Source organism: Sphingobium sp. KCTC 72723 (assembly GCF_014280435.1).
In the GTDB taxonomy this organism is placed as follows: Bacteria; Pseudomonadota; Alphaproteobacteria; order Sphingomonadales; family Sphingomonadaceae; genus Sphingobium.
The window spans coordinates 816637-829728 of the sequence record NZ_CP060388.1; the positions used below are offsets into that span (position 1 = coordinate 816637).

General features: G+C 55.5%; 7 protein-coding genes. All 7 read left to right on the forward strand.

Translation table 11 applies throughout. The annotated features are described in order from the left end of the window. The first annotated feature begins 90 nt into the window (after nucleotides 1-90). The 7 genes from SPBM01_RS04170 (at nucleotide 91) to SPBM01_RS04200 (ending at nucleotide 13013) form a co-directional block, all read left to right on the forward strand. On the forward strand, nucleotides 91-3789 hold the full coding sequence (locus tag SPBM01_RS04170) for a hypothetical protein (RefSeq protein ID WP_223177774.1): 3699 nt from the start codon (nucleotides 91-93) through the stop codon (nucleotides 3787-3789). Nucleotides 3790-3815: 26 nt separating this feature from the next. Further along, complete coding sequence (locus SPBM01_RS04175) at nucleotides 3816-4172, forward strand: hypothetical protein (protein WP_188064145.1); 357 nt, start codon at nucleotides 3816-3818, stop codon at nucleotides 4170-4172. After that, nucleotides 4172-4921 carry a hypothetical protein gene (locus SPBM01_RS04180; RefSeq protein ID WP_188064146.1) on the forward strand — a complete coding sequence of 250 codons (750 nt, stop codon included), beginning with the start codon at nucleotides 4172-4174 and terminating at the stop codon, nucleotides 4919-4921. The genes SPBM01_RS04175 and SPBM01_RS04180 overlap by 1 nt, the downstream gene beginning before the upstream one ends. Nucleotides 4922-5250: 329 nt before the next feature. Next, a complete protein-coding gene (locus tag SPBM01_RS04185; RefSeq protein ID WP_223177776.1) occupies nucleotides 5251-11526 on the forward strand; it encodes a hypothetical protein in 6276 nt (2091 codons plus the stop codon). Next, on the forward strand, nucleotides 11526-11855 hold the full coding sequence (locus tag SPBM01_RS04190; protein WP_188064148.1) for a hypothetical protein: 330 nt from the start codon (nucleotides 11526-11528) through the stop codon (nucleotides 11853-11855). The genes SPBM01_RS04185 and SPBM01_RS04190 overlap by 1 nt, the downstream gene beginning before the upstream one ends. Further along, nucleotides 11855-12532: a DUF6453 family protein gene (locus SPBM01_RS04195; RefSeq protein ID WP_188064149.1), complete on the forward strand. Its 678-nt coding sequence runs from the start codon at nucleotides 11855-11857 to the stop codon at nucleotides 12530-12532. Before SPBM01_RS04190 ends, SPBM01_RS04195 begins: the two co-directional genes overlap by 1 nt. A 19-nt stretch (nucleotides 12533-12551) precedes the next feature. Continuing rightward, entirely contained in the window at nucleotides 12552-13013 is a 462-nt protein-coding gene (locus SPBM01_RS04200; RefSeq protein ID WP_188064150.1) for a hypothetical protein, read from the forward strand. Nucleotides 13014-13092 lie beyond the last annotated feature (79 nt).

A 13092-nucleotide genomic window follows, 5' to 3' on the forward strand; every position in this document is an offset into this window, starting at 1 on the left:
AGTTCTGGCGCACAGGCCGGAGCAAAGCGCGTCAATGCGTCCCTTCAATCCATAGGTAATCAGGCATCAGCCTCTAGCAAACAGGCTCGCATGATGTCCGACGCTACGAACGGCGTCGGGTCTGCGGCCTCTGCTGCTGCGAGTAAGGGCAAGAGCTTTACGACATTTCTGGAAGGTGTGTCGGTCAAGGGCAAGGGTCTCAAAGGCATATTGGAAGAGACTAGCGGCTCAATGGGCCGACTGGGCGCTGCTGCGAATGATGGGGCAGGTAAACTCGGCATATTCGCCCGCGCTGGTCAGGCCATCATGTCGATGGGCCTCCCCGGCATACTTGCAGGAATTACGTTAGGCTTCCTCGCGCTCGGCGCGGCTGGCATCAGCGCGGCTGCTCAGGTCGAAAAGAGCAAGGCGAACCTGCTTACCATGGTCAAAAGCACCACGGCGATGAACGCCGCTTGGGCTGGCCTAGTCGAATTCGCCAACAAGACGCCATTCTCCCTCGATCAATCGGTTGAAGGCTTCACCAAGCTGCGCGCTCTGGGTCTGGCCACGTCCGCCGATATTATGATGTCCTATGGCAATACGGCGGCGGCGATGGGCAAAAACATGTCCCAGATGATCGAAGCCGTTGCGGATGCGACCACGGGCGAGTTTGAACGCCTCAAAGAATTTGGCATCAAGGCGAGCCAGCAGGGCGATAAGGTCAGCTTTACATTCCAAGGCGTGACCAAGACGGTCGGTAAAAACAGCAAGGAAATTCAGGATTACCTCGTCGGGATCGGCAAGGTCAATTTCGGTGGTGCCATGGCACGCCAAATGGACACGCTGAACGGCGCGTTCGCAAATCTGGAAGACAAGTTCTTCCTGTTCATGGCCAGCATGGGCGACGGCATGTTCGGCGCAACCGTCAAGGATATGGTCAATACGCTGGCCGAAGGCATTGGTGCGATGACGCCAATGTTCTCCGGTCTTATGGATATTTTCGGCGGCCTGCTTCAGGGCGTATGGGAAATAATCAAGGGCGTGGGCAATCTGTTCACTGTCCAGTTCGGCGGCGCGGCTGGCGCAACGGCGATGATGTCCAACCTAGCCGTTGCTGCCTCCTATGTCGGCACCGTGTTTTCCGTAATTGGCAAAATCATCGGCGCGGTGTTCAGCTTCATCGGTCAGGCCGCTGGAATGGTCGTCAATGGCATCCAGTGGGCATTCGCTTCCCTGTTCGATTGGCTCACCCCATCATTTGGTGACACCGGGCAGTCGGCTGGCGAGAGTTTGGTCGGCATCCTGCGCGCTGCTGAATTCGTAGCGAACCAGCTTCCAAACATTTTCAAAGTCGCCCTGGCGGAAATAAAGGCCGCTTTCATGCAAACGGGCGCGGCGCTCGCGAAGGCACTGATCGGCGACTTCTCCGGGTTCGGTAAGATCGACCTCTCCTTTAGCCGTACCAAGAAGGTCGGCGGCGCTGTCTGGGAAGGCGCAAAAAAGACCTACGGCGACAAGAAGGCGAACCGCGCATGGATTGATCAGGCCGCTGGCGTCGGCACCAAGGGTGATATCTCGTTCGACGCGCTTGGTGACGGGAAAAAGACCGCTGGTAAGGACAAGGCCGGTGCAGCCGACAAGTCCGCCGCCAACAAGGCCAAGCAGCAGGAGGATTTCTGGAAGGGTCTAGAGCAGGAACTGGCCCTTTCGAAGCTGAACACTCAGGAACGTGAAAAGCAGGCGAAGGTCTTTGAATATCAGAAGATCGTCGGACGTGACATTACGGCAGATGAAGCCACACGGCTCGCAACCCTCATGGAGCAGACCCGCGTTGCGAAGTTCGCCACTGAGGCGCTTGAAGCGCATAACAAGAAGCAAATCGATTTCGCAAATCAGGAGGCTCTTCTTAAAATGCGTCAGAGCGGCGCATCGAGTGACCAGCTTGAAATCGAGAAGTCCGTATTGGACGCTCGTGCAGACGCACTGACAAAGGGTCTTACTCAGGCCGATCTACAGGGCGATATCTTCCGACAGGCAGAAGCAACGCTCCGTAGCGATCTTGCTCGCGAACAGGCCATCAAGAACCAGAACAAAGCGCTGGACGATCAAGCAGCGAAAACCAAGGCGATCATGGAAGCCGGTTCCACGTTCGGTAAGGCCGCACTGGCCACGCATGGCACGATTGGCCAACGTCGCGGTCTAGCTCAAACGGCATATGATGAGAGAGTGTCCGGCCTGAATGCGGCGCTCAATAGTAAAGACAAGGACGTAAAGATCAGCGCGGCTGAGTTTGCGGCTGGCGTGAAAAAGGCCGGTGAAGAATTCCACGAGACCATGGCTGAGATTGGCGATGAGTTCTCCGCCAAGATGCGTGATGTGGGCGACCTTCTTAGCGATATTGGATCGCGGGTCGGTGGCAAACTGGGCAGCTTTATCGACAGCATTGGCAGCGCGGCCAACAGCATCAGCAATTTCAAGACAGCCCAGACAGATATTGGGAGCAAGTTCGACAAGGTATTCGGGACCACGAACAGTCCGTTCCTAAAGGGAATGGGTAAAGCAGTCGGTGGCGCGGTCGCTGGCGCTGAAATGGGCAAAGCAATCAATTCCGCGTTGGCACCAATCGGTAAAGCGCTGGGCTTCAAGACAAGCAAAACTGGCGCGCAGATCGGCGGCGCACTCGGTAGCTTTGGCGGTCCCATTGGTTCTGCGGTCGGCTCTATTGTGGGGAGCATCGCTGGCGGTTTGTTGAAGAAAACCAGATATGGCACGGCGGCTATCGGTCAAATGGCGGGCGGTGAACTTGGTGTGAGCAGCCTGACGGGCAACAGCACGTCAAGGAAGGACGGCAGCAACAGTGCAGCAGGGTCGGTCATCAGCGGCCTACAGAGCATCGCAGCAGAACTGGGCGCTACGCTCACGGGTTCCCCTTCGGTGTCAATCGGCATGTATAAGAAGGACTGGCGCGTATCCGACACAGGACGCACAGGGAAGCTCAAGGGCAAGTATTCGGATGTCACAGACTTTGGCGACGACGCCGAAGCTGCGGTCGCATACGCAATTCAGGTTGCTCTGAAAGACGGCATCTTAACCGGCATCAGTGAATTCTCAAAGCGCGTAATCAGTGCCAACGGTGACGAGCAGGCGCTAACATTGGCTAAGAATTATGAGAACATCCTCAAGAGCCTTTCCAACTTCCATAATCCGATCAAAGGTGCAGTTGAGGAAGCCACTAAAGACCTAAACACCCTCGCGGAGCAGATGAAAAAAGCCGGTGCGACATCGGCTGAACTGGGCAGTCTGGAAGAGTATCGCAGCTTAAAGCTCAAGGAAATTCTTGATGACCAGTTGTCCGGTCTCACCGAGACTATGAAGCAGTTGAATGGTAGCGCGAGTGGTAAGACCCCATTTGCGTTGCTACAGGAAGACCTCAAGGGACTGGATAAATTCAGAGCGACAATTGCAAGCGGCGGCACCGTCAACAGCGACGAGTTTAACAGCCTTGTCCAGACAGTGATGGGCGAACTGGGCGATGTCTATGGCACAAACACCAAGCAGTATCAGGATGCCTTTACAGATTTGAAGGCGTTGACAGAAGCTGCGATGGGTAATGCCACCAGCGAGTTTAACAAGGCATCCGGCGCGGAAGCGACCACTGCCGCTGTCGAGACGCAGACGGAGCAAGTTACGACCGCAATTAACACGTCGAATGACCTTCTGACCATCATCGCTAACGCGGTGACTAATGGGAAGATGATCGGCGCAGCCATTACCGGACAAAACGGCGTCCTGCTTAACGCGAACTGACGTAAATAACATATAAGCAGGAGAGCATGATGCCAGTCACCAACACCGATCGAGCGTTGTTCGTTCTACATGAATATCGAAGAGCAATTGCAACTAACCCCGGCGTCCTTGCGCTCAATGATGGTGCGGGTCAGATCACCATTGATACTTCACTCAATGAGGCAGCAGCCGAAGCGCTTGCGGATAAGATACTAGCAGAGAATGAGCATCCTCGACTCTTTCAACATCATATTGAGGGTTTGCTCTGGCTGGACTTCTTCACAGGTGGTCCACCCCAATGGCAGGTAGTTGCAGAGCATGATACAGTGAATGAACCCATGAAAGGCATCAGCACGTCCATCGACTTCAATGAAGGTATCTCGACCATTGAGGTGAGAGGATAATGATCGACAAAGGCACAGTTTTCGTCCTGCCAAAGAGCGTGTCTATCACGCCCAGCAGCACCGCCGCCGCTACGAGCGCGTCTAACATGCTGCACGATGAGAAAGCCCTTGTATGGCGCTCCACGGGGCTGACAGGCACATATCTTATGCTGGCACAAACCGGCGCGTGGGACACGATAGCGCTGGTGGGAACGAACTTGCGCGCAACCGATACAATCCGCATTCGCACTGCCAATGACACCACGACGGTCACGACCGCACCTGCAATCGATCAGACTATTCCGGCCTATTCAGGTGTAGCGAAGGCAACTGGCGGTATGGTGGTGTTTCGACTGGCCAATCCAGTTACCCACACAATTATCCACATTGAAATAACATCACCGGGCAACCCAGCGGGCTATGTTCAGATCAGCAATCTAGTGCTTGGCACGGCAGTCGAATGGGATGGCATCGACGTAGGTGCCGAAGTCTCATATGAAAATCAGGGTAGCAGCTACCTGCGCAAATTCTCCACGAAGCCGACTTGGAAAATCAATCTGTCTGGCATGGATACCACGTCATATTATGATGTCTGGGAGGACTTCTGCCTAGCTGCCAGTGATCGGCGCGGCTTCCTCTTCATCCCGATCTACAATGATCCACACATGCAGAAGCGCAGCGCGTTCGTGTCAATGGTCGGCACGTCTAAAATGACATTCATCACTGGTGACATCTACACCTTAGAACTGACCGTCACGACAATCCAGTGACAATCAACGCGATCATTATCACCAAAAGGATCGTTGGCCACAGATAACGATCTGCTAGGGTCTCTTTGTTCCGCAAAACTGCCGCGATCATAACTGGTATAGCCCATACGATAATTGCATTTACAATCATCGCTTCTGGGCCACTCGACACAAACACTACACAAAGAATGGCCACTAGAAAGCTACTGATAGCAAATGTAGCGAAATTCACGAGCCGACCTCCCTGATATTAGCTCGGTGCCTATCACGGTAAATATGGGATGGGAAATCGAAATTATCTAATCGAAGTCACCCCGGTAAGACCGGACGGCCAACTTGCAACGATCCACATGTCGCGGCGGGGTGTCAGCAATGCTGGCGTCAATCTCGACAATAAGCAGTGGTTGCCCCTGCTGGAAACTCTGCCCACATTCAGCTTTAACCTGATGTCCAGTGGCCAGCTTCAAATCCCAACCATCAGCTATGGCGACCTAGAGTTCATCTGCTCCGATGCATATGGAAATGAGGAATGGTCGTCCTATGACTGGTCCAACGCATTGGCCTCTTGCTGGTATGGCGAAGATGGCGCTCCCTTCACAGAATATACTCAGGTCTTTTCCGGTCGGGTATCGGGTTTCAATCGGCAAGAAATCTACGCGAGTGTCGCATTGTTGGGCAGCGAAGCCGATTTACAGCGCCCAGCACTCTATGAGGAATATGCAGGCACCGGCGGCCTTGAAGGCGGCGCTGGCATCAAGGGCATTCTCAAGCCACGCGCACATGGCTTCTGCCAGAACATTGAGCCAGTTCAGATCGACACGGTTTACATGGTCTATCAGGTCCATGGCTATGGGCCGATTGCTGGAATCCCGACCGTCTATGAATATGCGCAAGAGCTTGCTGCTTCATCGGCCAACGTCACAACATATAATGAGCTAATCGCACTCGACTTGCAGCCGGGTCAATGGGCCACTTGCAATGCGCAGGGCTTGTTTCGTCTCGGTGGTCAGCCAAGTCAAAAGCTAACCTGTGATGTGCAGGGCGCGCTGCACTATGGCGTTTACACGAACACCGTCAAGACGATCACCCAGCAGCTTATTCGTGAAATCCAGCCAACCGCTATCTTCGGTACGTTCGGCGCGTTCGCAGATGCTGAATGGTTTTTCTATGCGAAGGAAGCAACGAATGTCGCAGATATCGTCTATCGCGCTGTCTATGAAGCTGGTGGCTATCTGTTCCCGGATGGCGCGGGTCGCTGGCAGGTCGGTGACTTCTATGCCCCTATAAGTCGTGGCCAGCTTCGCAGCGATCGTTCCACTCTTCCTCTCGTCATCGACCTCACGGAAAAGACCAGTACAGGCCCGGTTTGGAAAGTCTCGGTCGGTCATAGCCGTTGCTGGTCGGTCCACACCACGAGCGAAATCAGCCCGGCTATCTACGATGCAGAGGGTTATGTCACCGATGAAGCATTCCAAGCTGCACTGGACGAATTCCAGCAGACGCAAGCCGATGTCGCGATCCAGCTATCGCGCCTTGATGCGATGGTCGCAGATGGCGTTTTGGATAGGGCGGAAAAGAAATACTGGGTGCAACAGCACGCGGTAGAAACAGCCGATTATAACAAGCTGCTCAGCGATGCTGCTGGTTGGGACGTAGCCGCGTTCGCTGCGACCTACACGCTGCGGTTCAATGACCTGAATGGATATTTGAACGGCCTATCCCCGGCTTGGGACAATGGCAGTCACGACACGCCAATTGATCGTGTTGCGTTCCGTGGCGCTTGGGAAGCTGTCTATTCGGCGAAGATCGCGCTCACGCAGGAAATTGCCAGCGCAGCCCAGTGGGACAAGATCAGCGGCACGGGCAAGCCGGAAGATAATGCGACTGTAGGCGCACCAGTAGGTACAAATGTTGCGGGCAAACCGGCAGAAGCGGTCATTGACGCGATCACAGACGCTATCGGTGGTTTGATATCCAGCGAGCAATTGAAAGCCGATATTGAAGCCGCCGAACAGATCGCTGCCGATCTACAGGCCACATATGGCAGCACCGCAAGCGCAGCGGCATCAGCCAACGCCGCAGCCCAACACGAAACCAACGCCCAAACGGCATCTAATAATGCCGCTCAGGCCAAGACCGACGCACAGGCGGCCCAATCCGCTGCCAACGCGGCGAAAGATCTAGCCGTCTCCGCTAAAGACGGAGCAGCAGGATTTGCCGGAAACAGCGAGGCGTCCCGTGCTGCCTCCGACGCGGCGAAAACTGCCAGCGAAACAGCGCGCGATCAAGCCCAGCAGCAGGCGTCCAACGCGAATGGTTCTGCTCAGGCAGCGGCGGGCAGCGCATCGACGGCGACCAGCAAAGCCTCAGAGGCCAGTCAGTCGGCCAGCGCAGCCATGGCATCACAGGTCAGCGCATCGACTACCGCGCAGGCGCTCATGCCGTCCACATTCGGCGACATCAAGAATTGGACGTGGAATTGGGGCGAAGGCAACGGCGATCTATCAACCGACAACAGGCACTGGGCCTATGACCACGGTACGCTTGGGCGCATCCTTGATGTCTATAACGTCCCGCATTTTAGCCCACATATCGTTCCCAAGGGCCGCATCGCGCTCGTGCGCGACAAAGTATATCGCATCACCGTCAAATGGGCGCTGACCGGCGGGCAGCTTGGCTCTCCCGTCAATGCGTGGCTCTTCGCCATTGGTATCAGGCCCGATAGTGCGACGACTGGTGATTACTGGAACAGCATCAACACCCCGCTCCAGATATCTGAGGGTCAGACTGGTTGGGGTAATTTCTGGGCTACTCACACACTTGAAGTTCACACCAACTCTTTGATCGACAACGGCTGTCAGTGGACCCGCCCTCTTTTCCGCATTGATAGTCAGGGCAACTATGCTGTCCAGTCCATCGAAATACGCGACATCACTGGCGAGTATCATTCGTCCGGTTCTGCCAATGCGGCAGCGCAGAGCGCATCAAGCGCAGCCATTTCCAAGACAGGCGCAGAACAGAGCGCAAGCGCGGCCAGCGGCAGCGCGACCAATGCCGCATCCAGCGCCACTAATGCCGAGCAGCAGAAAGAAGCAGCATATCAGCAGGCCGTAAATGCCCTTCAATTCCGCAGTGAAGCAGAGACGTTCCGCAATCAGGCCAGCCAGTCTGCCACCAATGCCAGCGGATCGGCATCGAGCGCATCTGAACAAGCCGGTCTAGCTGCGAATAGCGCAGGGCAGGCATCGGGGTCTGCTGGCGCAGCAGCGGGTTCCGCATCAACCGCATCCAGCAAATCGACCGAAGCAGGCCAGCACGCCAGTTCTGCATCTGCCAGTGCGAATACCGCATCCACGAAAGCCGGAGAAGCAGCGGGGTCGGCCAGCGCAGCGGCGGGAAGCGCATCGGGCGCGTCGTCCAGCGCGTCACAGGCGGGACAATCGGCCAGCGCAGCACAGAGCGCAGAAGTATCGGCCACGACCGCCGCACAGGCTCTTATGCCTGCCACATTCCAGAGCCTCAAGAATTGGACTTGGGATTTTGGCGGCGGCACGAACACTCTCGAAAGTGATGGTCGATACAGCGCCTATGACCACGGCACCTACGGTCGTATTCTCCAAGTCCAGAACAACCCGACCTTTTCGCCGCATATTTCGACCAAGGGGCGTCTCCCACTCGTCCGCGATCATGTTCTTCGCATTACCGTTAAGTGGTTGCTGGCCGCGCAACATGAAAACGACACACAGCGAAATGCCGCCATCTACGCCATCGGTATCAAGCCTGATGGCAGTCAGTGGAACAACGTCAACACCGGCGTTGCGATCTTGCAAGGTCAGTTAGGCTGGGGCAGCGCTTGGGCGACACATACGCTTGATGTTCATGCCAACACTTTATTGGATCAGGGCGTCCAGTGGGTAAGGCCGCTGTTCAGATTGGATAGTCAGGGCGTCTTCGTCGTCCAGTCTGTCGAAATCCGCGACATCACTGGTGAGTATAATGCCTATGGTTCGGCGCAAGCCGCAGCGGGTTCAGCATCGACTGCCGCGATCAAGGCCAGTGAAGCGGGTAATTCCGCAAGCGCAGCGAACACCAGTCAGACGAACGCCGCAACCAACGAAAGCAATTCTTGGCTGAACCGTCAGGCCGCTGGCGCGCATGAAGGTGCTGCATGGGATCATCGTGTCGCGGCAGCAGGCCATGAAAGCAATGCCTACACCTATCGCAACGAAGCCAGCCAGTCTGCGTCCAATGCCAGTGGATCGGCATCGACAGCTTCACAGCAGGCCGGTCTAGCGAGCAATAGCGCGAATTCTGCCGGTCAGTCCGCTGGTGCTGCCGCTGGATCGGCATCAACGGCCAGTAGCAAGGCCAGCGAGGCCAGCCAATCAGCGAATGCGGCGTCGAGTAGTCAGGTTAGTGCGTCGAACGCTCAGGCTGGCGCGCAAGCACAATTCGCAAAGACCTTCCCTAACTTCGTCGGTCCAATCGGCAAGGACGCCTACGCATATTCGGGCGACAACGGGAACGGCTTTAGTTTTGAGAACGGCCCAGATGCTGGCTGGCCGCAGCCTTACATCACTGCGCAGGGTCCGGGTCAGGGCGGCACCTATAACCGCATTATGTTCAAGGAGAGCGTCCCAAAGACTATTGGACGCCGCTACCGTGTTACGGGTTGGTTCTACAGCCACGGCACCAACTGTGCCACGGTCAAAATCTGGCTGCTTCGTACCAATAATAATATCTGGGACGGAAACGCAGATGGGCATGGCGGCGATGCCGTAGCCATCAACTGCGAGAACGACATCGCGGTCAATAGTCCCGGTTTCCGAAAGATCGGCGTAGAGTTCACCGTCGATAGTAACTGGAAAAGCCTCTGGAAGCCGATCTTCGAATATCAGACAACTGGTGGTGCGCCGAACGGCCTCTGGCACATGACTGGCATAACCATCGAGGACATCACGTCCGAGAAGGCCGCAGCCGATAGCGCATCAGCGGCATCTTCCAGTTACAGCAATGCCCTTTATGAAGCCAATCAGGCTGGCATCCGCGCTTCGTCGGCGTCGGGTAGTGCCAACACTGCCAGCATCAAGGCCGGTGAAGCATCGAGCAGCGCGAGTGCGGCGGCAGGCAGTGCGTCATGGGCCAATGACAGAGCAGCGGCGGCATCGAGCAGCGCCAATCTGGCCGCTACATTCTCGACTGGTGGCGGTAATCTCATCCCTGAGACATCCTTCATCACCAGCACGGTTGGATGGAACTTCTATAGCCCATTCAACAATAACGGGTTCGCATTTGGACGCGATCAGTCAGGCGACGATTGGCGTCCGACTAACGAGCACAATATCGGCATCAATCAGCCCAATGGCGATACCAGCCAGTGGTCGCAGTTTCACTCCGATCAAATCTCAGTCGAAGGCGGCAAATGGTATGAGGTCAGCGCATACACCGCCGCGCATCGCTGTAATGCCTATGTCAGGGTTGATTGGGTCGATGCCAATGGCAATGGCATTAGTTCCAACTACACCGATACGAACACGGCATCGAAGCCCGGTGGTCGAGACATCAACGCTTGGATGCGTTGCTGGGGCAAAGCCCAGTCGCCCTCGAATGCTGCTCGCGCGCATATCGTGTTCGTCAAAGACCCGACTTATGGAGGTCAAGGCGACAGCTATGCGTGGATGTGTCGCCCCATGCTGCGTCAGACCTATGAACAGGCCAGCGGCCCAAGCCCTTATAGTCCCGGCTATGGCGCGCTAACGGCATCCGCGCAGCAGGCGTCAATCTCAACGAACCAGACTGCGATTGCTACAGCGAACAGCACGGTCGCAAATCTGACGACCATCGTTCAGTCGGGTAGCCCCAACCTGCTCCGAAACGGAGGCTTCCAGTTGGGGATGAACTATTGGGCTGGTACTCATGGGGGTTGGTCGCCGCATACATCAAGCGGCTGGGGTCGAGTGACCGGCAACGGCACGAATTTCGAGGGTTACAATTATATCGAGAGTGAGCGCGTCCCGATCTTTGGTGGCACGCATTACACCTTCAGCGCCGATAGCGCGTATTTCCTCCACAGCGGCGGCACCGGCCACGTCTATCTGGAAATGATCTGGTATGACGGCGGGGGCAATTACATCACCCAGCATGGCGGGCCTAGTCGCGCTGCTAATCATGATTTCAGCAATGATGGCGCTAGCCGCAATGCCTTGAAGATGACGGTTCAGTCGCCGGGCAATGCCACGCACATCATGGCGCGTCTGGTTGCTTACAAGACTGGTGGCGGCGTCAACACAATTAGCTGGCGTCAGGTCAAGTTGGAACAGGGTCAGAATATGACCGCCTATTCCAACGAAGCGTCGGTGACGACGATCAACGAAACCGTCACTAGCGTCGATGGGAAGGCCAACACCGCTCTTGCTCGTGCGGCAGTTCGCCTAGACGTGAATGGCTATGTGACTGGCTGGGAAGCCAACAACAATGGCTCAACCGGCAATATGGTCATCAATGCGGATAATTTCGCAATCCAGAAACCGGGTGGTGGCGCGAGAACCGAATATGCCAACGGCTGCTGGAAGGTCTTTGACGAGAATGGCGTCGTGCGCGCGAGATTTGGAAATCTGAGCGCCTAATGGCTTACGGACTAAACCTCCACAACGCGCAAGGCGGTGTCATTCTCGACACTACTCAACGCACTGGCCAGTTGACCGGCGTTCATTCGCATTTCGGCAACACACCCAACGCGAGCGTTAATCTCTATGGATCAATGACCGGCGATTATCAGTCGTTCACTGTTCCATATGGCCCGGCAAATAGTGCGCTCTGGTATGTGATCGTGACTGCGGGGACAGGTGATTACGAGAACGGCTCAGGCTACAGCCAGATATATAATGACGGGGAGACCATCTTCTTCCGCGTCAAAAGCAATGACTGGACCTACATCTATTACGGATACAAATAATGGCCTATGGAGCATCCTTTCTCAACGACGCGCAAGCGGTCCAGCTAGACGAGACAACCCCTTGTATGTCGTTGATCGCCCGTGGGCAGATCAACCCATCTAACGAGAGCAATGGCAGTGTTTGGGTGCCAGCAGTCTCGAATGGCCAGTATCCACTCATGGCCATCAGACCCACGAACATTAGCGCGGCAGTGGTTGGTGTTGAAAAGAACGGTCAGAATTTCCAGTGGCAGATTACCAGTCAGAACTCACCGCGCAATAATGGCAGCAACTGGGCTATCGACTGGTATATTTTCGACAAGCCTAATCCCACACCATCGACTTCTGGTTGGGGTCTGGAACTCTGTAACAGCGCTGGTCAGGTTACATATTCGTCCAAGCAAGGACCGATGTGTATCGCTGGAACAGGACATGGCACATACGCTGGCGGTCGCACCTATGCCTTCCATCAGAACCGGATGGCCATCGAGCGCGGTGCTGAGATTTACGATTTAGTAGAAATCGACGACAGCTATGGCAACGGTACTGGCCAATATGAAGTCAAGCTGGTTGGATATGAAAAGATCAACAGCGGTTGGGAAGTCGTGGGTAATCAGGTGGCCCAAGTCCATCAGAATGGCGGCGACTACTGGATTTACCCATCCGTATTGTTGATCCTCGATGTCACAAATCTCTGACATATTTTTGATTGGCAGCATGGCCGCAAAGCTGGGCGGCTTCCTGCCAGCATGGCGTAATGGCCATGTCGATGATGTCGATCTTGTCACTACAGAACATCAGGCCAGGTTGATCGCTCAGATTTATGGCCAGCCATTTTCACCCCATGCACCCGGCAGCGTGATGATTATGGGCAATGCGAAATTCGATATATCATATGCCGACATGGCTGAACGCTGGGCATTGCTCGACCAGCTTTGTCCAGCAGCGCAGCCCATTCTTGTTGCAGGACATACCCTGTCCCTACGGGTCGCACCAGCTGAGGTTGTATGGGCGATCCGCGCTTACACGGTCGGGCTAAGTCCAAACACCTACGAGAAGGGCGTCAGAGACGCTCTATGGTATGACGCGCTGCCCAAGTGCCTGACCGACGATCATATCCGGCTGGCCAATTTGTATCGAGGTTTCGGGCTACAAGCAGCAGTTTCACGGAAACAATGATATGAACGGCCAACATGGGTGGATGGCGGACAGTCCGGTTACGACGATCATTGGCGATAGCTGACGCTTGGCTGTATGG